Below are 21,983 nucleotides of genomic sequence, written 5' to 3'. Positions count from 1 at the left end.
ATCCGCGCCGAGTAGCTAAGCGCTCTCCCGCCACCCATTGGTGATGGGCAGTCGCCGGTCCTTGCCGAAGCCCTTGGCGGAGATCTTGGTGCCCGGGGGGTACTGGCGGCGCTTGTACTCGGCGGTGTCGACCATGCGGAGGATCTTGACGACCAGGTCACGGTCGAAGCCCGCCGCCACGATCGCGTCGGCGCCCTGGTCGTGGTCGACGTACAGGCCGAGGATCGCGTCCAGGATCGGGTAGTCCGGCAGCGAGTCGGTGTCGACCTGGTCCGGGCGCAGCTCCGCGCTCGGCGGCTTGCTGATCGAGTTCTCCGGGATCGGCGGGGTCTCACCGCGCTCCTCGGCGGCCCGGTTGCGGTAGCGGGCCAGCTGGAACACCGAGGACTTGTACACGTCCTTGATCGGGCCGTACGCGCCCACCGAGTCGCCGTACAGCGTCGAATAACCCACCGCCAGCTCGGACTTGTTGCCCGGCGCCAGCACGATGTGGCCCTCCTGGTTGGACACCGCCATCAGCAGCGTGCCGCGCAGCCGCGACTGGAGGTTCTCCTCCGCCAGCCCGGTCAGGCCCAGCGCACCCATGTACGCGTCGAACATCGGCTCGATCGACACCGTGCGGAAGTTGAGCCCGGTGCGCCGGGCCAGCTCGGCCGCGTCGCTCCTGGAGTGCTCGGAGGAGTACTTCGACGGCATCGAGATCCCGTACACGTTCTCCGGACCCACCGCGTCGCACGCGATCGCTGCCACCAGCGCCGAGTCGATGCCGCCGGACAGGCCGATCAACACCGAGCGGAAACCGTTCTTGACGACGTACGCCCGCAGACCCGTCACCAGCGCGCCGTAGACCTCCGCGTCGTCGTCCAGCCACTCGGCGCGGCCGCCGGTGAACTCCGGCTCGTAGGCGGGCAGCGGGTCCTCGGAGAGGATCACGCGGTCGATGCGCAGACCGTCGTCCACCACACCACTCGGCCCTTCCGCGTCGGCGGCGGGCAGGTCCAGGTCCAGCAGCAGGCAGGTCTCCTCGAACTGCGGCGCCCGCGCGATCACCTCGCCGTCCGCGCCGACCACGATCGAGTCGCCGTCGAAGACCAGCTCGTCCTGGCCGCCGGTCATCGCCAGATAGGCGGTGGTGCAGCCCGCCTCCTGGGCCCGCTTGCGGACCAGCTCCAGGCGGGTGTCGTCCTTGTCCCGCTCGTACGGCGAGGCGTTCACCGAGAGCAGCAGGCCCGCGTGGGCCGAGCGGGCGGCGGGGACGCGGCCGCCGTCCTGCCAGAGGTCCTCGCAGATGGCGAGCGCCACGTCCACCCCGCGCACCCGGATCACCGGCATGGTGTCGCCGGGCACGAAGTAGCGGAACTCGTCGAAGACGCCGTAGTTCGGCAGATGGTGCTTGGCGAAGGTGAGGACCACCTCGCCCCGGTACAGCACCGCCGCCGCGTTCTGCGGGGCACCGGCCGGCTGGCCGTACCTCGGCTGCGCGGTCGCCGAGCGGTCGAGGTAGCCGACGACCACCGGCACCTCACCGAGCCCCTCCCCGGCCAGCCGGGCGGCCAGCGTGCGCACGGCGGCGCGGGAGGCTTCGACGAAGGAGGAGCGCAGGGCGAGGTCCTCCACGGGATACCCGGTCAGCACCATCTCCGGGAACGCGACGAGATGCGCTCCCGCCTCGGCCGACTGCCGGGTCCGGCGGACGACCGACTCCGTGTTGCCGGCGATGTCGCCGACCCGGGCATCGATCTGATTCAGGGCGAGACGAAGTTGAGGCACCCCGCCAGTGTAATCGTCAGAGCGACGCGATGTAGGGGCGTGAGGTGTCTGCCACCTCACGCCCCCGTCATCGGCTACCGCGGATCAGTGGCCCTTGTACGACTGCACGTAGCCGTTCGCGGGGGAGCCCACGCCGGTCACGTCGTCGTAGCCCTCGACCGCGGACAGCGAGCTGTCCTTGCCGAGGCTGCGGACCGAGGTCGAGACGCCGTCAGCCGCGTCGAACCCGTTCACGAAGTCGGTACGGGCCACCGCCAGGCCGGAGCCGGTCGGATCGTCGGTGACGTCGTGGAAGACGCCCTTCTTGCCGTACCGGTCGTAGATCGACGGGTTGGCGAAGCCGATCGCCTTGCCGCCGCGCGCCTCCTGCGCCAGCGCCTGCACCGCCGCGATCACCGGCGCGGCCAGCGAGGTCCCGCCGATGCGGTACTCGCTGTAGCGCTGGGACCCGTCCGGGAAGGTCTGGCTCTGGCCGACCAGGAAGCCGGTGTTCGGGTCGGCGATGGCCGCGATGTCCGGGACGACGCGGTTGCCGGCCTTGTTGTTGGCCGTGGCCAGCTTCTTCGGGACGACGCCCTGCTGGTAGTACGGCTGCGGCACGGTCTTGCTGGTGCCGCCGCCCGCGCCCGAGGTGAAGGCGCCGGGGAAGGCGTCCCAGCTCTTGCCGTCGGCCGACAGGTTCGCCTTCTGGGTGCCCCAGCCGGTCTCCCACTGGTACTTGTCGCCCTTGCCGACCGCCAGCGAGGTACCGCCGACCGCCGTCACCCAGGCCGAGTTGGCGGGTGTGTCGACCTGCTTCACGCCCGAGGCGGCGACCTGGTCGCCGTCGTCGCCGGAGGAGAAGTAGAAGCCGATGCCCTGCACCGCGCCGAACTGGAACACCTGGTCGTAGGCGGCGGCCAGGTCGGGCGTCTGGTTGCCCTCCACGTCGCCCCAGGAGTTGGAGACGATGTCGGCCAGGTGGTTGTCGACGATCTTGCTGAGCGAGTCCAGCAGGTCGTCGTCGTAGCAGGAGGCGGCGCCCACATAGGTGACGTCCGCGTCCGGAGCGACCGCGTGCACGGCCTCCACGTCGAGGGTCTCCTCGCCGTACCAGCCGGACGCCCCGCACTCCTCGGTCTTGGTGTAGTCGTCCGGCAGCACCTGGTGGAGCTGACCGGTCTTCCACGCCGCGTCGCCGTTCTTCTTGGCGTAGGTGCCCGCGTCGAAGGCGATGGTCGGCGAGGCGTACGCGTCCGTGATGGCGATGCGGACGTGCTTGCCGGTGTACTCGCCCGCGCCGTAGGCCGGGCGCAGCTGCTTGCCGGTGTAACCCTGGATCGCGTACGGGACCTTGTGGCCGTACGCGTCCGGCAGGCTGCTCGCGGTGTTGGAGCCGAAGTAGCTGGAGAACGGACCGGCGTTCTTGAACACCGCGTCCGGCGGCGGAAGTTGCTCGTCGTGGTCCGACTTGTGCGGCGCGTTGTCCAGGCCGGACACGGTGAGCACGGCGCCCTTGAGCGAGGCGGGCACCGAGGCGGCCTTGGCCGGGGCGCGGTAAGTCTTAGCGCCCTTCGCGTAGTTGTGGAGCTGGGTGCCGAACGCCTTCTCGGCGGCGGCCACATCGCCGGAGACGGCGACGTAGTGCGGGGTGACCCCGGTGACCGTCAGACCGGCCGACTTCAGCCAGGACTTGACGGCGGCCACCTGGGCCTTGGTGGCCCCGAAGCGGGCCTGCGCCTGCTTGGCGCCGAGGTGCTTGCCGTACAGCGGCGAAGCCGGGTCGGAGACGGCCTTGGCGTAGGCGGCCAGTCCGGCCGCGTCCCGCCCGGCCAGGTAGACACGGGCCTTCACCTGGGCGCTGTCGGCGGCGGCGCCCTTGTCCGCCTTCGCCGTGGCCCACAGCGGCCGGGTGCCCGTCAGCGCGTTGCGCGCCGGGGTGCCGTCCGCGTGGGCCGCGGGTATGCCGAGCGCCAGCGCCCCGGCGATCATCGGCAGCGTCGCCGCCATGCTCACACCGGCGCGCGTCTTGGCGCGGTTGGATCTCATAGAACCCCCTGCGATGCGTTTCGCATGCATGTCGTGGTCGGAACGTCGCGGATGCGCGCCGGTGAAGCGGCGGTGTCGACCGGCGTGGAGATCGCACGATGGGGGCCACTCTGGCCGATGAACCGTTCATGTCAGGGGAAGCAAAAGGTCAAGAGAACCTCAAGTAACCATGAAAAGAAGCGACTTGGCTCGAATCCGTCAGGAACGAGCGGACGTGCCCCGCTTCTTGAGCATGTCGGCCATCAGCCGGATCTCGGACCGCTGGGCGTCGGCCATCCCCCGCGCGAGCCGCTGCTCCGGCCCCGCCGCGCACCGGGCCACGCACCCCTCGGCCATGTGCACCCCGCCCTTGTGGTGCTCCGTCATCAGCTGGAGGTAGAACACCTCCGCCGCGCGCCCCTTCAGCGAACCGAGCTTCCTCAGTTGGGAGTTGGTCGCCATGCCCGGCATCAGCGCGCCGTCCTGCCCGGCAGGCATGTCACCCATGCCCATCCAGGTCATCGGCGGCTTCGCGGACACCTTCGGCAGCCCCCACAGATCCAGCCAGCCCAGCAGCATCCCGCGCTGGTTGGCCTGGGTCTGCGCGATGTCGTACGCCAGCCGCCGCACCTCCTCGTCCCCGGTGCGGTCGCGCACGAGGTACGACATCTCCACGGCCTGCTGATGGTGCACGGCCATGTCACGGGCGAACCCCGCGTCGGCCGACTCCGCGCCCGGCACCCGTACGGCGGCGGAGTCACCGTCCCCGCCTGCCGCGTAACCCCCGGCCCCCGCCGCGACGACGGCCAGGACGGCGGCACCGGCCGCCAACCCGACGTACCCGCGCCTCACTTCATGACCCCGCCGGTGCAGGAGGCGCCCAGCTCCGGGGTCTGCTTGCCCTGCACATAGGCGGCGAAGAACTTGTCCACCTCGGGATCGGACGCGCTCTTCACGCTCACCTGATGCCCCCAGGCCGACAGCACCAGCGGCGCGTCCTGGTCCGCGTACGGGCTCATCAGCGAGTACGGCGTCCGCTTCACCTTCGCCGCGAGCGCGTCCACGTCCGCCTTCTCCGCCTTGCCGGTGTACGTCACCCACACCGCGCCGTGCTCCAGCGCGTGCACCGCGTTCTCGTCGCGCACCGGCTCGGCGTACACGTCGCCGTTGCAGTTGAGCCACACCGGGTTGTGGTCGCCGCCGACCGGCGGGTGCATCGGGTACGTCACCTTGGCGGTGACGTGGGTGCGCGACAGCTTGCCGGACCAGGTGCGCACCCCGTCCGCGCCGGTGGTGAAGTGCCCGGAACCGCCCTTGGCGTCACCGCTCGCGGCCGTGTCCTTGTCCTTGCCCGAGTCCGACTGGGAGCGCACCAGCACCACCCCGCCCACGACCAGCCCGGCGACGACCACCATGCTCGCGGTGATGGCCAGCACCCGGTTGCGACGCGAGCGGGCACGCTCGGCGCGCCGCATCTCCTCTATGCGCGCGGTGCGCGCGGAGGCGGGGCTGTGCTGGTCGGTACCCATGGGGCATGTCCTTCCGCGGAGCGGTCTCGAGGGTCCGCTGATCGTAATGGGGAGAAGGGGCCGTAGGCAGGCAGGTGCGACAACCGGATAATTTGAACCGGGGATGCGTATTACCTACGCTTCCGGTATGCGGCTGTTGCGCTCCACCGATCTCGCCCTGCGCGTCCTGATGCGGCTCGCGGTGAGCGGCGACGCCAGCCCGACCACCCGCCAGGTCGCGGAGGACATGGGCGTGCCCTACACCCACACCGCGAAGGTCGTCGCCGAACTCCAGCACCTCGGGCTGCTGGAGGCCCGCCGGGGCCGGGGCGGGGGACTGACCCTGACCGAAAAGGGCCGTACGGCCTCCGTCGGCGCGGTCGTCCGGGTCTTCGAGGGCGACGGCGACGTGGTCGACTGCGAGGGCCCCACCCCCTGCCCCCTGAACTCCGCCTGCCGGCTGCGCGGCGCCCTGCGCCGGGCCCAGGAGGCGTTCTTCGCCGCACTGGACCCGGTCACGGTGGGGGACATGGTCGCCGACCCCACCGGCCCCCTGCTGCTGGGCATCTCCAGCGGACCGCCGCCCTCTCAGCTCGCCAGCCAAAGGTCGGGCCCGAACGCCTCGTAGCGAATGTCGGCCGGAGCCACGCCTTTCTCGATCAGCTGCGCCCGTACCGCCCGCATGAAGGGCAGCGGCCCGCACAGGTAGGCGCGGGTGCCGGAGGGCACCGGAATCCGGGCCAGGTCCACGAGGCCGGTACGGGCGCCGTCGGCCGCGTCGCGCTCGTAGAAGAAGTGGCAGGCGGAGTCGGCCAGCTTGCCGGCGTACAGCTCGTGGTCGGCGCGCAGGGCGTGGTCGGCGGGGGAGCGGTCGCCGTGCACCACGGTGACCGGGCCCGAGTGGCCGTCCGCCGCGAGCGAGGCCAGCATCGCGATCATCGGGGTCACCCCGATACCGGCCGAGGCGAGCAGGAGGGGGCGCGAGTCGTCGCCGTCGAGCACGAGATCGCCGTACGGCTCGGACAGCGTGAGCCGGTCACCGACGCCCACGTGTGCGTGCAGGAAGCCGGAGACCTCACCCTCGATCCGCTTGACGCTGATCTGGCGCAGCCCGGCACCGGGGGCGCCGGAGAGGCTGTACTGCCGGATCTGGTGCGCCCCGTCGGGCAGGTCGACGCCCACGGACACGTACTGCCCCGCGCGGAACCCGGACACCAGCCCGCCGTCCACCGGGCGCAGCCGCAGCGTGACCACGTCCGCGGTCTCCGGCACCCGCTCCACGACCTCCCACTGCCGCGCGCCGGCCCCGCCGCTCTCCGCGTACAGCCCGCGCTCCAGGCCGATCAGCGTGCGGGCCATCAGCCAGTAGACCTCGTCCCAGGCGGTCGCAACCTCGGGGGTGACGGCGTCGCCCAGCACCTCGGCGATGGCGGCGAAGAGGTGCTCGTGGACGACCTCGTACTGCTCGGGGGCGATGCCCAGGGAGGCGTGCTTGTGGGCGATACGGCCCAGCATGGCGTCGGGACGCTGGTCGGGGTGCTCCAGCAGCATCGTGGCGAAGGCGGCGATGGAACCGGCCAGGGCCTGCTTCTGGACGCCGGAAGCCTGGTTGCCCCGGTTGAACAGGTTCCGCAGCAGCTCGGGGTGGGCGGCGAAGAGACGGGCGTAGAACCGCTCGGTGATCTCGCCGATGGCCGCGCCCACGACGGGCAGGGTGGCACGGACGGTGGCAGCGGAAGACGGGGACAGCACGGAGACTCCTCCTTTAATTGGTATCTCGGATACCAATTAAAGCGCATGCCCCCGGACCGCCCGTTACGGATGGGGCCGTGAGCATGCAAGATGGGCGTGGGAGAGGTGCACCGACGTATGCGGGGCGTTCAGCCCGGGTGCGTCCGGCCGATCAAGGTCCGCAACGCGCACGAAATGCCGATGTGGTGGGATGCTCAGGTGCCGACCGCCTCTCGTCGCACACCCGGACAGGCGGCCTGACCAGCAAGGATGGGGAAGCGGAAGATGGACAAGCAGCAGGAGTTCGTGCTCCGGACCTTGGAGGAGCGCGACATCCGGTTCGTACGCCTGTGGTTCACGGACGTGCTGGGCTTCCTCAAGTCCGTCGCCGTGGCCCCCGCCGAGCTGGAGCAGGCGTTCGACGAGGGCATCGGCTTCGACGGCTCGGCCATCGAGGGCTTCGCCCGCGTCTACGAGTCCGACATGATCGCCAAGCCGGACCCGTCCACGTTCCAGGTCCTGCCCTGGCGCGCGGAGGCCCCCGGCACGGCTCGGATGTTCTGCGACATCCTGATGCCGGACGGCTCCCCGTCCTTCGCCGACCCTCGCTACGTCCTCAAGCGCGCGCTGGCCCGCACCTCCGACCTGGGCTTCACCTTCTACACCCACCCGGAGATCGAGTTCTTCCTGCTGAAGAACAAGCCGACGGACGGCAGCCGCCCGACCCCGGCCGACAACTCCGGCTACTTCGACCACACCCCGCAGAACGTCGGCATGGACTTCCGCCGCCAGGCGATCACCATGCTGGAGTCGATGGGCATCTCGGTGGAGTTCTCCCACCACGAGGGCGGCCCCGGCCAGCAGGAGATCGACCTGCGCTACGCCGACGCGCTCTCCACGGCGGACAACATCATGACGTTCCGCCTGGTCATGAAGCAGGTCGCGCTGGAGCAGGGGGTCCAGGCGACCTTCATGCCGAAGCCGTTCTCGGAGTTCCCCGGCTCGGGCATGCACACCCACCTCTCCCTCTTCGAGGGCGACCGCAACGCGTTCTACGAGTCCGGCTCGGAGTACCAGCTCTCCAAGGTCGGCCGCTCCTTCATCGCGGGCCTGCTGCGGCACGCGGCGGAGATCTCGGCGGTCACCAACCAGTGGGTGAACTCCTACAAGCGCATCTGGGGCGGCTCGGAACGCACGGCCGGCGCGGGCGGCGAGGCCCCGTCGTACATCTGCTGGGGCCACAACAACCGCTCGGCCCTGGTCCGGGTCCCGATGTACAAGCCCGGCAAGACGGGTTCGGCCCGGGTGGAGGTCCGCTCCCTGGACTCGGGCACCAACCCCTACCTGGCCTACGCGGTCCTCCTGGCCGCCGGCCTCAAGGGCATCGAGGAGGGCTACGAACTCCCGCCGGGCGCCGAGGACGACGTCTGGGCCCTCTCCGACGCGGAACGCCGGGCGATGGGCATCGAGCCGCTCCCCCAGAACCTGGGCGAGGCCCTCACCCTGATGGAACGCAGCGACCTGGTGGCCGAAACCCTGGGCGAGCACGTCTTCGACTTCTTCCTCCGCAACAAGCGCCAGGAGTGGGAGGAGTACCGCTCCGAGGTGACGGCGTTCGAACTCCGCAAGAACCTGCCGGTGCTGTAGCGAGGGTATTCACCGAATGGGCTGCCCGATCCCGATCAGATTCCCCTCACTGTCCCGGAACCAGGCGGCCCATTCCCCCCGAGCCCCTTTGCTCGGGTAGTTGCCCTGAACCTCGGCGACGCCATCCTGCGTCCGAAACCCAGGAGCCGAGACGTCCTCGAAGACAACCCCACGCCCCCGCAATTCGGCGAGGGTTTCTTCGAGGTCGTCAACTTCCCACCCCATCTGGGTAAAGGTGCCAGGGGAAGACCCAGTCGACTGAAAGACGGCAAAGAAACTCTCCCCGCACCGATAAAGCAGCCCACCGGGCCGCTCGTCGAAGGGCTCGAGCCCCAGCTTCTCGGAGTAGAACCGCCGCGCCCGCTCAAGGTCCTGAGCGGGCAGCCGGGTGGCAACGGACCCCCGACTCAACGAACCGCTCACGCGTCCCCCCTCCCCACCAGCTCGGCCAGCACCCGATGGAGCGGCTCGGTGGCCCGCCGCCGGTATTCCTGAATGGCCCACCCATTCCCATCAGGATCGGTGAAGTACAGGAAAGTCCCCCCATCCTGCGGCGAATACCGCACAGGCTCGCTCACGTCGAGCCCCCGCCCCCGAAGCTCGGCGTAAGCGGCATCAGCATCAGCAACACACAACTGAAGCCCGTGATAGGACCCAGGAACAGGCGTCCCCGTGGGCATGTCCATCCCCTCGACCAGGGCGATGGAACACCCGGACCCGGGTGGAGTGAGCTGAACGATCCGCACGCCCTCCATCACCTCCCCGTCAAAATCCAGATGAAAGCCGACGAGGTCCCGATAGAACTCCTTGGCCCGATCCACATCGGAAACGGGAAGCACGACAACTTCGAGGCTCATATCCACGCGGCGACTCCTCCGTAGGCCAGCACGACACCCCTCCAAGGAACCCGAAACCGCCACGGCCCGCCACCGCGCCCCCGCACCCGCGAACGGCGAGAAGGGGACGTGTCGGGGGGTGTCCGCCCGCAGCGGCCGGCGAAACACCAAGTTGGACGTATGGGAGAAACAGAAGTCGCCGGACCGAGGACGGATACCCCCCGGCGCGGCCCCGACCCACGACGACGCGAGGGCGATGGCACGACGGCGGGCCGGTGACGCGAGGGAGGATGGCGCGACGGTGGGGAGGGCGGCGGACAGCGGCACGGTTAGGCTCTGGCCAGGACCGTCTTGATCCCGAGGGGAGGCCGCGGATGATGCCGGGGCGCAGGAGCAGCACGTTCACGAGACTGCTTCGGCACGGCTTCACGGACCCCTCAGGAGCGGAACGCCTGCTGGACAGCCCCGAGCTGGCCCTGGTGAAGGCAGACCCCGTACTCCTGGAAGCCCTGGGCGCGACAGCCGACCCGGACCTGGCCCTGCGCGGCCTCGTACGCCTCCTGGAGGCGCAGCCCGCCGCCAAGGATCACCGCGAACTGCTGGACACCCTCATCGCGGCGAAACCCCTCCGCGACCGCCTCCTGGGCGTACTCGGCGCCTCGGCGGCCCTCGCGGACCACCTGGCCCGCCACCCCCACGACTGGCAGGAACTGGTCACCTACGAACCGAGGGACCTGCACCCAGGAGTGACGGAGTTCGAACGCGGCCTGGCCGAGGCGACGGACCCGGTGACCCTGAGGGTCGCGTACCGCCGCTGCCTGCTCTCCATCGCGGCGAGGGACGTCTGCGGCACCACGGACGTCACCCAGACGGCGGCGGAACTGGCGGACCTGGCGACAGCGACCCTGCGCGCAGCGCTCTCCATGGCCCAGACCGAAGCGCCCCAGGACGCGGCGGCCTGCCGCCTGTCAGTGATCGCCATGGGAAAGTGCGGCGGCCACGAGCTGAACTACGTCTCCGACGTGGACGTGATCTTCGTAGCGGAACCCACCCAGGGCACGGACGAGACCAAAGCCCTGAAGGCAGCGACAAAGCTCGCGTCCCACATGATGCGCATCTGCTCGGAGACCACGATCGAGGGCTCGATCTGGCCGGTGGACGCGAACCTCCGCCCGGAGGGCCGCAACGGCCCGCTGGTCCGCACCCTGAGCAGCCACCTGGCGTACTACCAGCGCTGGGCGAAGACATGGGAGTTCCAGGCACTCCTGAAGGCCCGCCCGGTGGCGGGGGACGAGGAACTGGGCCAGGCGTACCTGGACGCCCTGAGCCCCATGGTCTGGCAGGCGGCGGACCGGGAGAACTTCGTACCCGACGTACAGAAGATGCGCCGCCGCGTGGTGGAGAACATCCCCCCGGCGGAGATCGACAGGGAACTGAAACTGGGCCCGGGCGGCCTGAGGGACGTCGAGTTCGCGGTCCAGCTGCTCCAGCTGGTGCACGGCCGCACGGACCACACCCTGCGCAGCGGCACCACCCTGAAGGCCCTGCAAGCCCTGGCAGCGGGTGGCTACGTGGGCCGGGAGGACGCCGCCCGCCTCGACGAGGCGTACCGCTTCCTCCGCGAACTGGAACACCGCATCCAGCTGTTCCAGCTCCGCCGCACCCACCTGGTCCCCGAGGCGGAGGAGGACCTCCGTCGCCTCGGCCGCTCACTGGGCCTGCGCACGGACCCCGTGGCGGGCCTGCGCCGTGAGTGGAAACGCCACACGGGCGTGGTCCGCCGTCTGCACGAGAAGATCTTCTACCGCCCCCTCCTCGACGCGGTGGCCCAACTCGGCCCGGGCGAGGCGAGGCTCAGCGCGGAAGCGGCGCGAGAACGTCTGGTCGCCCTGGGCTACGCGGACCCCGCGGCGGCCCTGCGCCACCTGGAGGCCCTGGCCTCCGGAGTGACCCGCAAGGCGGCCATCCAGCGCACCCTCCTCCCGGTCCTCCTGGGCTGGTTCGCCGACTCCGCCGACCCGGACGCCGGCCTGCTGAACTTCCGCAAGGTCTCGGACGCGCTCGGCAAGACCCCCTGGTACCTCCGCCTCCTGCGCGACGAGGGCGCGGCGGCGGAGAACCTGGCGAGGGTCCTCTCGGCGGGCCGCCTCGCCCCGGACCTCCTCCTGCGCGCCCCCGAAGCCGTGGCCCTGCTGGGCGACGGAGACGCGGGCGGCCTGGAGCCGAGGGACAGGGCCCAGCTGGAGCAGGAGATCGGCGCGGCGGTGAGCCGGGCCGAGAACGCCGAGCAGGGCGTGACAGCCGCACGAGGGGTGAGGCGCCGCGAGCTCTTCCGCACCGCCGCCGCGGACATCGTCGGCTCGTACGGCACGGAGACGACTCCGGCGGAACCGGACGAGGGCGTCCTCCTGGACCGCGTGGGCGGAGCGATCTCGGACCTCACGGCGGCGACGCTGGCCGGAACCCTGCGCGCCGTGGTGCGCGAGGGCTGGGGCGACACCCTCCCGACCAAGTTCGCGATCATCGGCATGGGCAGGTTCGGCGGCCACGAACTGGGCTACGGCTCGGACGCGGATGTCCTGTTCGTACACGAACCGAGAGAGGGCGTGGACGAACAAGAGGCGTCCCGCGCCGCCAACAAGGTGGTGGCCGAGATGCGCCGCCTGCTCCAGATCCCGAGCGCCGACCCGCCGCTGCTGATCGACGCGGACCTGCGTCCGGAGGGCAAGTCGGGCCCGCTGGTCCGCACCCTCAAGTCGTACGAGGCGTACTACCGCAGGTGGTCGCTGGGCTGGGAGTCGCAGGCGCTGCTGCGGGCTGAGCCGGTGGCGGGGGACGAGGACCTGGGCCGCCGCTTCATCGAGCTGATCGACCCGCTGCGCTACCCGGCACGCGGCCTGGAGGAGGACGCGGTACGGGAGATCCGCCGGCTGAAGGCGCGGATGGAGTCGGAGCGGCTGCCGCGCGGCGCCGACCCCAAGCTGCACACCAAGCTGGGTCCGGGCGGCCTGTCGGACGTGGAGTGGACGGTCCAGCTGCTCCAGCTGCGGCACGCCTGGGAGGTGCCGGGCCTGCGCACCCCGAGGACCCGCGAGGCGCTGGCGGCGGCCCGCGAGGCCGGCCTGATCGGCGCGGAGGACGCGGCGGTGCTGGACGAGGCGTGGGTGCTGGCCAGCCGGGTCCGCAACGCGGTGATGCTGGTCCGGGGCAGGGCGGGGGACACCTTCCCGACGGAGCCCCGCGAACTGGCGGCGGTGGGCCGGTACCTGGGCTACGGCGAGGGAAGGGCGGGCGACATGCTGGACGCGTACCGCCGCACGGCCCGCAGGGCACGGACGGTGGTGGACGAGCTGTTCTACGCGGGCTAGCCGGACCCGGAACCCAGAGCGGCCCGAGGCATCTGCGGCCACCGCCCGTACCAGGCCCGGGCCACCCCCACCCCGAACCCCAGGCACACCACCCCGCCGACGGCATCGAGCCAGAAGTGGTTGGCGGTGGAGACGATCACCAACAGGGTCAGCGCCGGATACGCCAGCCCCAGCACCCGCACCCACGGCACCGAGGCCAGCGCGAACACGGTCAGCCCGCACCACAGCGACCATCCGATGTGCATGGACGGCATCGCGGCGTACTGGTTGGACATGTGCTTGAGGTCGCCGGAGGCCATGGACCCCCAGGTCTGGTGCACCATCACGGTGTCGATGAAGTGGCCGCCGCGCATCAGCCGGGGCGGGGCGAGCGGGAAGAGGTAGTACCCGGCGAGGGCCACGCCCGTGGTGGCGAACAGCACCAGCCTGATGGGGGCGTAGCGGCCGGGATGCCGGCGGTAGAGCCACACCAGCACACCGATCGTGATCACGAAGTGCAGCGTGGCGTAGTAGTAGTTCATGCCGATGATCATCCAACCCACCGAATCGGCGGCGTGGTTGACGGACGCCTCGACGGCGATGCCGAGTTGGCGCTCCAGCCACCAGACCGCGTCGGCGTTGCGCAGTGCCTCGGGCTTCTGCTCCGGGACGGCGTTGCGGATGAGCGAGTACGTCCAGTAACTCGCGGCGATCAGCAGGATCTCGAACCACAGCGGGGGCCGCCGGGGGCTGCGCAGCCGGTCGCGCAGGCGCCGTCCGCCGCCGCGCTCGCCCGTGACGGTCCGCGGAACGGCCACCTCCGCGCGGCGGCCTTCCGGGCCTGTCACGGTCGAGTCACTCATAGCCATCAAGTCTGCCAGACAAGGGATGCTCGACAGATCATCCCAAGGCCGGTGCCCTCACGCATTTTCTGCGCGAAAACGCCTGGCGGGGGCGGGGGCTCAGCCCCGCGAGCGCTCACCCGGCGCGGAGGCCGTGGAACCCCGTACGACCAGCTCCGGCATGAACACGAACTCGCTGTGCGGGGCGGGCGTGCCGCCGATCTCCTCCAGCAGCGTCCGCACCGCGGCCTGCCCCATCGCCGGGACGGGCTTGCGGACGGTGGTCAGCGGCGGGTCGGTGAACGCGATCAGCGGGGAGTCGTCGAAACCGACCACCGACACATCGCGGGGCACGTCGAGACCGAGCTGCCGGGCGGCCCGTATCGCGCCGAGCGCCATCATGTCGCTGGCGCACACGATGGCCGTGCACTTCCGCTCGATCAGCGCGGTGGCCGCCGCCTGGCCGCCCTCCAGGGTGTACAGCGAGTGCTGCACCAGCTCGGTGGCGACCAGCTCGGCGCTCAGCCCCAGCTGGTCCTGCATCGCGCGGACGAAGCCCTCGATCTTGCGCTGCACCGGCACGAACCGCTTCGGCCCGAGCGCCAGACCGATCCGGGTGTGGCCGAGCGACACCAGATGCGTGACGGCCAGTGTGGTCGCGGCCCGGTCGTCGGGGGAGATGAACGGCGCCTGCACCTTCGGCGAGAACCCGTCCACCAGCACGAACGGCACGCCCTGCGCGCGCAGTCGCTCGTAGCGCTGCATGTCGGCGGTGGTGTCGGCGTGCAGCCCGGAGACGTAGATGATCCCGGCCACCCCCCGGTCCACCAGCATCTCGGTCAGCTCGTCCTCGGTGGAGCCGCCCGGCGTCTGGGTGGCCAGCACCGGGGTGTAGCCCTGCCCGGTCAGCGCCTGGCCGATGACCTGCGCCAGCGCCGGGAAGATCGGGTTCTCCAGCTCGGGGATGATCAGGCCCACCAGGCCCTCGCTGCGCTGACGCAGCCGCACCGGACGCTCGTAGCCGAGCACGTCCAGCGCGGCAAGGACGGACTGGCGGGTGGTGGCGGCGACGCCCGGCTTCCCGTTGAGGACCCGGCTGACGGTCGCTTCGCTCACCCCCGCCTGTGCGGCGATGTCCGCAAGCCGTGTGGTCACGCCACCGGACTGTACCGGCCGTACCTGGCCCGGCGCACCGGCGGGACGCCGTGCGCGGGCGGCCGAACGGCCCGCCGTGGATTGCCGCGTCATCGCGCTCCTCGCCCCTCATGGGAATGTCGTCGCTCGTGCCCGCCGGGAGGTCCGCCCGGCGCACGGCCGCAAGGGGATGATCCCGGCGACGGCCCCCCGCGGCAAGAGCTTGCAGAGTCTTGCACAAGTGTCCGTCAACCCGCCTACCGGCGGTAGACCAGTATTTCGACAAGGTCTGGCGCAGGTCACGACACGGTAACCCGGCGGTCTTCTTGCACTTTTTTTCTGCAAGGTCTTTCGCGGCGCTTACAACGCTGTTACGTTCCGAGTCGCCCGGCCGCGGCAATGGCGCAGTCGGCACGACGCGGGCGGCGGCAGACGGGGCCGCCCCCGCAATCTCGGGCTTTTCACCCTCAAGGAGAACTCATGCGGCGTGGCATAGCGGCCTCCGCGCTCGTGGCGTCCCTCGCCCTCACGGCGACGGCGTGCGGCGGGAGCGACAGCGACAGCAAGTCGGACGGCCCGGTGACCCTCACCTGGTGGGACACCTCCAACGCCACCAATGAGGCGCCGACGTACAAGGCCCTGGTCGAGCAGTTCCAGGCCGCCAACAAGAACATCAAGGTCAAGTACGTCAACGTGCCCTTCGACCAGGCGCAGAACAAGTTCGACACCGCCGCCGGTTCCAAGGGCGCCCCGGACATCCTGCGCTCCGAGGTCGGCTGGACCCCGGCCTTCGCCAAGAAGGGCTTCTTCCTGCCGCTGGACGGCACCGACGCCCTGGCCGAGCAGGACAAGTTCGAGCCCAACCTGATCAAGCAGGCCCAGTACGAGGGCAAGACCTACGGCGTGCCGCTGGTCACCGACACCCTCGCGCTTGTCTACAACAAGGCCCTGTTCAAGAAGGCCGGCATCACCGAGGCCCCCAAGACCTGGGACGAGCTGAAGGCCGCCGCCGCCAAGGTCAAGGACAAGGCGAAGGTCGACGGCTACTGGGGCTCCTCCCAGGCGTACTACGCCCAGTGCTTCCTCTACGGCGAGGGCACCGACACCGTCGACCCCGCCGCCAAGAAGATCACCGTCGACTCCGCCCCGGCGAAGAAGGCGTACGGCACCTGGCTGAGCACCTTCTCCGGCAAGGGCCTGCACAAGGCCGACACCACCGCGGACGCCTACGCCCACATCCAGGACGCGTTCGTCAACGGCAAGGTCGCCTCGATCATCCAGGGCCCCTGGGAGATCACGAACTTCTACAAGGGCTCGGCCTTCAAGGACAAGTCCAACCTCGGCATCGCCACCGTCCCGGCCGGCTCGGCCGGCAAGGCGGGCGCCCCGACCGGCGGCCACAACCTGTCGGTCTACGCCGGCTCGGACAAGGCCCACCAGGACGCGGCCCTGAAGTTCGTGAAGTTCATGACCTCGGCCAAGTCCCAGGAGGCCATCGCGCTGAAGAACTCCACGCTGCCGACCCGCGGCGACGCCTACACCGACAAGGTCAAGGCCGACCCCGGCATCGCCGGCTACCAGGGCGTTCTCTCCGCCGCCCAGCCCCGCCCCGCGCTGCCGGAGTACAGCTCCCTGTGGGGCCCGCTGGACACCGAGCTGCCCAAGGTGGCCGGGGGCAAGGAGCCGCTGGACAAGGGCCTCGGCAACGCCGAGCTGGCCATCGCCAAGCTGGTGCCCGACTTCAGCAAGTGAGCCCGTGTGGCCGCCGGGTTCCCCCCGCCGTGGGGGATGGGGGGAACCCGGCGGCCACCGGCCTGTGACCAGCCCGCCCCCGAACTTGTAGAAGGTGTCGCACCATGACAGTCGCCATCGACCGCGCGACCGGCAAGCGCCGCGATGAGCGGCCGCCCCGGCCCGGTCTCGGGCAGCGCCTCAGGAACGGCTACCAGAGGTACTGGTACGCGTACGCGATGATCGCGCCCGTGGTCGTCGTGCTCGGTGTCCTCGTGGGCTACCCCCTGGTGCGGGGCGCCTACCTGACCCTCACCGACGCCAACAGCCTCAACTCGGCGCGCACCATCGGCGTCAACCACATCGACGCCGCCTACAAGTTCATCGGGCTGGACAACTACCAGGACATCCTCTTCGGCCCCACGGCCTACGACCGCTTCTGGTCGCACTTCCTGTGGACCGTGTTCTGGACCGCCGCCTGCGTCACCCTGCACTACGTCATCGGCCTCGGCCTCGCGATGATGCTGGACCAGAAGCTGCGCGGCCGCACCGTCTACCGGCTGCTGCTCGTGCTGCCCTGGGCCGTGCCCACCTTCGTCACCGTCTTCTCCTGGCGGATCATGCTGGCCGACTCCGGCGTGCTCAACCAGGTCCTCGGCGCCCTCCACCTGCCCCAGCCGCAGTGGCTTGAGGACACCTTCTGGCAGCGGTTCGCCGCCATCATGGTCAACACCTGGTGCGGGGTGCCGTTCATGATGCTCTCGCTGCTCGGCGGGCTCCAGTCCATCGACTCCTCGCTCTACGAGGCGGCCGAGATGGACGGCGCGAGCGCCTGGCAGCGCTTCCGGCACGTCACCCTGCCCGGTCTGCGCTCGGTCAGCTCCACCGTGGTCCTGCTCGGCGTGATCTGGACCTTCAACCAGTTCGCCATCATCTTCCTGCTGTTCGGCCCCACCGGCGCCCCCGACGCCCAGATCCTCGTCACCTGGGCCTACTTCCTCGGCTTCGGACAGCAGCCGCGCGACTTCGCCCAGTCCGCCGCGTACGGCGTACTGCTGCTGTCGATCCTGACCGTGTTCACCTCCTTCTACTTCCGCTGGCTGAAGCGCAATGACCAGCTCGCCGTCTGACGCCGCAGGAGCCGCCGCCATGAGCACCACGACACCCCCCGAGACCGCCCCGGGACGCCCGCTCACCGCCGAGGCCCCGGCCGTCCCCCGGCCCCGCGCGACGCGCCGGCGCGGTGAGCGCGGCCCGCTCGGCACCGCCCTGCTCCACGGCGGCCTGGTCCTGGCGAGCCTGATCGCGCTGGTCCCGGTGGCCTGGCTGTTCTTCCTGTCGCTCGGCCCGGACAAGGACGACTACCTGCACCCGGGCCACATCCTCGACAAGGCGGGCTTCGCCAACTACGCCTTCGTGCTCCAGCACACCGGCTTCTTCGACTGGTTCAAGTCGACGATGATCGTGGCGCTCGGCACCACCTTCATCGGCGTCTTCGTCGCCGCCACCACCGGCTACGCCGTCTCCCGGATGCGCTTCCCCGGCTACAAGCCGCTGATGTGGGTCCTGCTGCTCACCCAGGCGTTCCCGATCGCCATCCTGATCGTGCCGATGTACGAGATCTTCGGCGAGCTGGGCCTGATCGACACCTACTGGGCGCTGATCCTCATCAACTGCTCCACCGCCGTGCCGTACAGCGCGTGGCTGCTCAAGGGGTACTTCGACACCATCCCCTTCGAGATAGACGAGGCGGGCCGGGTGGACGGGCTCACCCCGTTCGGCACCTTCTTCCGGCTGATCCTGCCGCTGGCCCGTCCCGGCCTGGCCGTCGCCGCGTTCTACAACTTCATCACGGCGGTCGGCGAGGTCGCGTTCGCCACGACCTTCATGCTGGACGACTCCAAGTACACCTTCGCGGTCGGACTCCAGACCTTCGTCAGCGAGCACGACGCGCAGTGGAACTACATGGCCGCCACCGCGGTGCTGATAGCGATACCGGTGTCCGTGTTCTTCTACCTCGTGCAGAAGAACCTCGTCACCGGCCTCACCGCGGGCGGCACCAAGGGCTGACGCCCCGCCGCACCCACGCCTGAAACGAACCGAACCTCGTCACGCACCAAGGACGCCATGAGCCAGCAGCCCCTCGCAGCCCCGGCCGACGAAACCGCCGTCGCCCCCGCCGCCCAGCACCGCGACTGGTGGCGCGGCGCGGTGATCTACCAGGTCTATCCGCGCAGCTTCGCCGACAGCAACGGCGACGGCATGGGCGACCTGGCCGGTGTGCGGGCCAGACTGCCCTACCTGCGCGACCTCGGCGTGGACGCCGTCTGGCTCAGCCCGTTCTACGCCTCCCCGCAGGCCGACGCCGGCTACGACGTGGCCGACTACCGCGCCGTCGACCCCATGTTCGGCAACCTGCTGGACGCCGACTCGCTGATCCGCGACGCCCATGAGCTGTCCCTGCGGATCATCGTGGACCTCGTACCCAACCACTCCTCCGACCAGCACGAGTGGTTCAAGCGGGCCCTTGCGGAGGGCCCCGGCTCGCCGCTGCGCGAGCGCTACCACTTCCGCCCCGGCAAGGGGAAGAACGGCGAACTCCCGCCCAACGACTGGGAGTCCATCTTCGGCGGCCCGGCCTGGACACGGGTCACCGAGCCCGACGGCACGCCCGGGGAGTGGTACCTGCATCTCTTCGCGTCCGAGCAGCCCGACTTCAACTGGAACCACCCGGCCGTGGGCGACGAGTTCCGGTCCATCCTGCGGTTCTGGCTGGACATGGGCGTCGACGGCTTCCGCATCGACGTGGCGCACGGCCTGATCAAGGCCGACGGCCTGCCCGACCTCGGCGCCCACGACCAGCTCAAGCTGCTCGGCAACGACGTGATGCCGTTCTTCGACCAGGAGGGCGTCCACGAGGTCTACCGCCAGTGGCGCACCGTGCTGGACGAGTACGCGGGCGAGCGCATCTTCGTCGCCGAGGCATGGACGCCGACCATCGAGCGGACCGCCAACTACGTCCGCCCCGACGAGCTGCACCAGGCGTTCAACTTCCAGTACCTCGGCACCGACTGGGACGCGGACCAGCTGCGCGAGGTCATCGACCGCACGCTCGCCGCGATGCGCCCGGTCGACGCCCCGGCCACCTGGGTGCTCTCCAACCACGACGTCACCCGGCACGCCACCCGCTTCGCCAACCCGCCCGGCCTCGGCACCCAGATCCGCACCGCCGGGGACCGCGCCCTCGGCCTGCGCCGGGCCCGCGCCGCCACCCTGCTGATGCTGGCGCTGCCCGGCTCCGCCTACCTCTACCAGGGCGAGGAACTGGGCCTGCCCGACGTGGTCGACCTGCCCGACGAGGTGCGCCAGGACCCCGCCTACTTCCGGGGCGAGGGCCAGGACGGCTTCCGCGACGGCTGCCGGGTGCCGATCCCCTGGACCGTCGAGGGCTCCTCGTACGGCTTCGGCGGCGGAGGCAGCTGGCTGCCGCAGCCGGCGGGCTGGGGCGAGCTGAGCGTGGAGGCGCAGACCGGCGTGCCCGGCTCGACGCTGGAGCTGTACCGGGCCGCGCTCGCCGCCCGGCGCGAGCAGCCCTCGCTCGGCGCGGGCCCGGCCGTCGAGTGGCTGCCCGCCCCCGAGGGCGTACTCGCCTTCCGGCGCGGGGAGTTCACCTGCGTCGCCAACACCACCGGCGAGCCGGTCACCGTCCCGGCGCACGGGCGGGTGCTGCTCGCCAGCGGGGAGATCACCGAGAGCGCCGCCGGGGCGGAGATCCCGGCCGACACCACGGTCTGGTGGACCACGGCCACGGTCTGAGGGCCGTCGCTCACTGAAAGTTCTTGCATCAACTTCCCACGGCCCGCTGCCTTTTCAGGTGGCGGGCCTTTAACATCTGCGTCACCGCAAGTTTGCTGAAACATTTCAGCAAGCCGCTTCATGCCTTCAACGACGAAGGAACCCCCACATGGCACGCAGAACCCTCACCGTGGCGCTCGCCCTCGCGACAGCGGCCACGATTGGCATGTACCCGACTACCGCACAGGCCGCTCCGCCCGGCACCAAGGACGTCACCGCCGTCCTCTTCGAGTGGAACTTCGCCTCCGTGGCCCGCGAGTGCACCACCACCCTCGGCCCCGCCGGCTACGGCTATGTGCAGGTCTCCCCGCCCGCCGAGCACATACAGGGCTCCCAGTGGTGGACCTCGTACCAGCCCGTCTCGTACAAGATCGCCGGCCGGCTCGGTGACCGCGCGGCCTTCAAGAGCATGGTCGACACGTGTCACTCGGCCGGGGTCAAGGTCGTCACCGACACCGTGATCAACCACATGGCCGCGGGCAGCGGCACCGGTACCGGTGGCTCGTCGTACACCAAGTACAACTACCCCGGCCTGTACTCGTCCCCCGACTTCGACGACTGCACCTCGCAGGTCAGCAACTACCAGGACCGCTGGAACGTCCAGCACTGCGAACTGGTGGGCCTGGCCGACCTGGACACCGGTGAGGAGTACGTCCGCAAGGCCATCGCCGGGTACATGAACGACCTGCTCACACTCGGCGTGGACGGCTTCCGCGTCGACGCGGCCAAGCACATCGACAAGGCCGACCTCGCCAACATCAAGTCCCGGCTGACCAACCCGTCGGTGTACTGGAAGCAGGAGGTCATCTACGGTGCGGGCGAGGCCGTCCAGCCCACCGAGTACACGGGCAACGGCGACGTCCAGGAGTTCCGCTACGCCTACGACCTCAAGCGGGTGTTCAACAGCGAGAACCTCGCCTACCTGAAGAACTACGGCGAGGGCTGGGGGTACATGAGCAGCTCGGTCGCCGGGGTCTTCGTCGACAACCACGACACCGAGCGCAACGGCAGCACCCTCAACTACAAGGACGGCGCCAACTACACGCTGGCCAACGTCTTCATGCTGGCCTATCCGTACGGCAGCCCGGACATCAACTCCGGCTACGAGTGGTCGGACGCGGACGCGGGCCCGCCCAACGGGGGCAAGGTCAACGCCTGTTGGCAGGACGGCTGGAAGTGCCAGCACGCCTGGCCGGAGATCAAGTCCATGGTCGCCTTCCGCAACGCCACCCGGGGCCAGGCCGTCACCAACTGGTGGGACAACGGCAACGACGCCATCGCGTTCGGGCGCGGCAGCAAGGGCTTCGTGGCCATCAACCACGAGTCCTCGTCGCTGTCCCGCACCTACCAGACCTCGCTGGCGGCGGGCACGTACTGCAACGTGCAGAACAACACGAGCGTGACGGTCAACTTCAGTGGTCAGTTCACGGCCACGCTCGGGGCCAACACCGCGCTCGCGCTGTACGCGGGCAAGTCCAGCTGCTGAACGCGGGCGGCTCTTCAGGCCCCTTGAACGCTTCATCGGTGAACCGCCCGTCGTATACGGGCGGTTCGTCCTTCGTTCAGGGATGAAAT

At 70.1% G+C, this 21,983-nt stretch carries 17 protein-coding genes; 8 read left to right on the top strand and 9 right to left on the bottom strand.

What is annotated here, in order from left to right; genetic code table 11:
- Positions 1-15 precede the first annotated feature (15 nt).
- The 4 genes from ACIGA3_RS02235 to ACIGA3_RS02220 form a co-directional block, all read right to left on the bottom strand.
- On the bottom strand, positions 16-1,770 hold the full coding sequence (locus ACIGA3_RS02235) for an NAD+ synthase (protein WP_399709529.1): 1,755 nt from the start codon (positions 1,768-1,770) through the stop codon (positions 16-18).
- A gap of 84 nt (positions 1,771-1,854) precedes the next feature.
- Entirely contained in the window at positions 1,855-3,798 is a 1,944-nt protein-coding gene (locus ACIGA3_RS02230) for a protease pro-enzyme activation domain-containing protein (protein ID WP_399709526.1), read from the bottom strand.
- A gap of 198 nt (positions 3,799-3,996) precedes the next feature.
- Entirely contained in the window at positions 3,997-4,629 is a 633-nt protein-coding gene (locus ACIGA3_RS02225; RefSeq protein ID WP_399709523.1) for a DUF305 domain-containing protein, read from the bottom strand.
- Positions 4,626-5,306: a DUF3105 domain-containing protein gene (locus tag ACIGA3_RS02220; protein ID WP_399709520.1), complete on the bottom strand. Its 681-nt coding sequence runs from the start codon at positions 5,304-5,306 to the stop codon at positions 4,626-4,628. The genes ACIGA3_RS02225 and ACIGA3_RS02220 overlap by 4 nt, the downstream gene beginning before the upstream one ends.
- 127 nt (positions 5,307-5,433) lie before the next feature.
- On the opposite strand from ACIGA3_RS02220, the gene ACIGA3_RS02215 reads away from it, so the two are divergent.
- Positions 5,434-5,913, top strand: coding sequence for an RrF2 family transcriptional regulator (locus ACIGA3_RS02215; RefSeq protein WP_399709517.1), 480 nt, complete (start codon positions 5,434-5,436; stop codon positions 5,911-5,913).
- Here the strand turns inward: ACIGA3_RS02215 and ACIGA3_RS02210 are convergent.
- Positions 5,874-7,037, bottom strand: a complete 1,164-nt coding sequence (locus tag ACIGA3_RS02210) for a globin domain-containing protein (protein WP_399709514.1) — start codon at positions 7,035-7,037, stop codon at positions 5,874-5,876. The genes ACIGA3_RS02215 and ACIGA3_RS02210 overlap by 40 nt on opposite strands.
- Before the next feature lie 264 nt (positions 7,038-7,301).
- Here ACIGA3_RS02210 and ACIGA3_RS02205 point away from each other — a divergent pair, with 264 nt between their 5' ends.
- Positions 7,302-8,663, top strand: a complete 1,362-nt coding sequence (locus ACIGA3_RS02205) for a glutamine synthetase family protein (protein WP_388992804.1) — start codon at positions 7,302-7,304, stop codon at positions 8,661-8,663.
- Positions 8,664-8,672: 9 nt separating this feature from the next.
- Here the strand turns inward: ACIGA3_RS02205 and ACIGA3_RS02200 are convergent, their stop codons facing one another.
- Together ACIGA3_RS02200 and ACIGA3_RS02195 are read right to left on the bottom strand one after the other, a co-directional pair.
- Positions 8,673-9,086 (bottom strand): VOC family protein, encoded by a 414-nt coding sequence (locus tag ACIGA3_RS02200; protein WP_399709511.1) that lies wholly within the window; start codon positions 9,084-9,086, stop codon positions 8,673-8,675.
- On the bottom strand, positions 9,083-9,526 hold the full coding sequence (locus ACIGA3_RS02195; RefSeq protein WP_399709508.1) for a VOC family protein: 444 nt from the start codon (positions 9,524-9,526) through the stop codon (positions 9,083-9,085). The genes ACIGA3_RS02200 and ACIGA3_RS02195 overlap by 4 nt, the downstream gene beginning before the upstream one ends.
- A gap of 347 nt (positions 9,527-9,873) precedes the next feature.
- Between ACIGA3_RS02195 and ACIGA3_RS02190 the strand changes: the two genes are divergently transcribed.
- Positions 9,874-12,867 (top strand): bifunctional [glutamine synthetase] adenylyltransferase/[glutamine synthetase]-adenylyl-L-tyrosine phosphorylase, encoded by a 2,994-nt coding sequence (locus ACIGA3_RS02190; RefSeq protein WP_399709506.1) that lies wholly within the window; start codon positions 9,874-9,876, stop codon positions 12,865-12,867.
- On the opposite strand, the gene ACIGA3_RS02185 is transcribed toward ACIGA3_RS02190, so the two are convergent.
- Both ACIGA3_RS02185 and ACIGA3_RS02180 read right to left on the bottom strand, forming a co-directional pair.
- On the bottom strand, positions 12,864-13,709 hold the full coding sequence (locus tag ACIGA3_RS02185; RefSeq protein WP_399709503.1) for a phosphatase PAP2 family protein: 846 nt from the start codon (positions 13,707-13,709) through the stop codon (positions 12,864-12,866). The two genes, ACIGA3_RS02190 and ACIGA3_RS02185, sit on opposite strands and share 4 nt — an antisense overlap.
- Before the next feature lie 99 nt (positions 13,710-13,808).
- Positions 13,809-14,843, bottom strand: coding sequence for a LacI family DNA-binding transcriptional regulator (locus ACIGA3_RS02180; RefSeq protein ID WP_399709501.1), 1,035 nt, complete (start codon positions 14,841-14,843; stop codon positions 13,809-13,811).
- A gap of 459 nt (positions 14,844-15,302) precedes the next feature.
- On the opposite strand from ACIGA3_RS02180, the gene ACIGA3_RS02175 reads away from it, so the two are divergent.
- The 5 genes from ACIGA3_RS02175 (at position 15,303) to ACIGA3_RS02155 (ending at position 21,894) form a co-directional block, all read left to right on the top strand.
- Positions 15,303-16,574 carry an extracellular solute-binding protein gene (locus tag ACIGA3_RS02175; protein ID WP_399709498.1) on the top strand — a complete coding sequence of 424 codons (1,272 nt, stop codon included), beginning with the start codon at positions 15,303-15,305 and terminating at the stop codon, positions 16,572-16,574.
- Between the two features lie 104 nt (positions 16,575-16,678).
- Entirely contained in the window at positions 16,679-17,683 is a 1,005-nt protein-coding gene (locus ACIGA3_RS02170) for a carbohydrate ABC transporter permease (RefSeq protein WP_399709495.1), read from the top strand.
- Between the two features lie 19 nt (positions 17,684-17,702).
- A complete protein-coding gene (locus ACIGA3_RS02165; protein ID WP_399709492.1) occupies positions 17,703-18,623 on the top strand; it encodes a sugar ABC transporter permease in 921 nt (306 codons plus the stop codon).
- A 57-nt stretch (positions 18,624-18,680) separates the two neighbouring features.
- A complete protein-coding gene (locus ACIGA3_RS02160) occupies positions 18,681-20,369 on the top strand; it encodes an alpha-amylase family glycosyl hydrolase (protein WP_399709490.1) in 1,689 nt (562 codons plus the stop codon).
- 148 nt (positions 20,370-20,517) lie between these two features.
- Complete coding sequence (locus ACIGA3_RS02155) at positions 20,518-21,894, top strand: alpha-amylase family protein (RefSeq protein WP_399709487.1); 1,377 nt, start codon at positions 20,518-20,520, stop codon at positions 21,892-21,894.
- Positions 21,895-21,983: the final 89 nt, after the last annotated feature.

This window comes from Streptomyces sp. NPDC085596, from assembly GCF_044541565.1.
In the GTDB taxonomy this organism is placed as follows: domain Bacteria; phylum Actinomycetota; class Actinomycetes; order Streptomycetales; family Streptomycetaceae; genus Streptomyces.
Note: the sequence above shows the minus strand (reverse complement) of the source record. Positions and strands in the feature narration are given on the sequence as shown.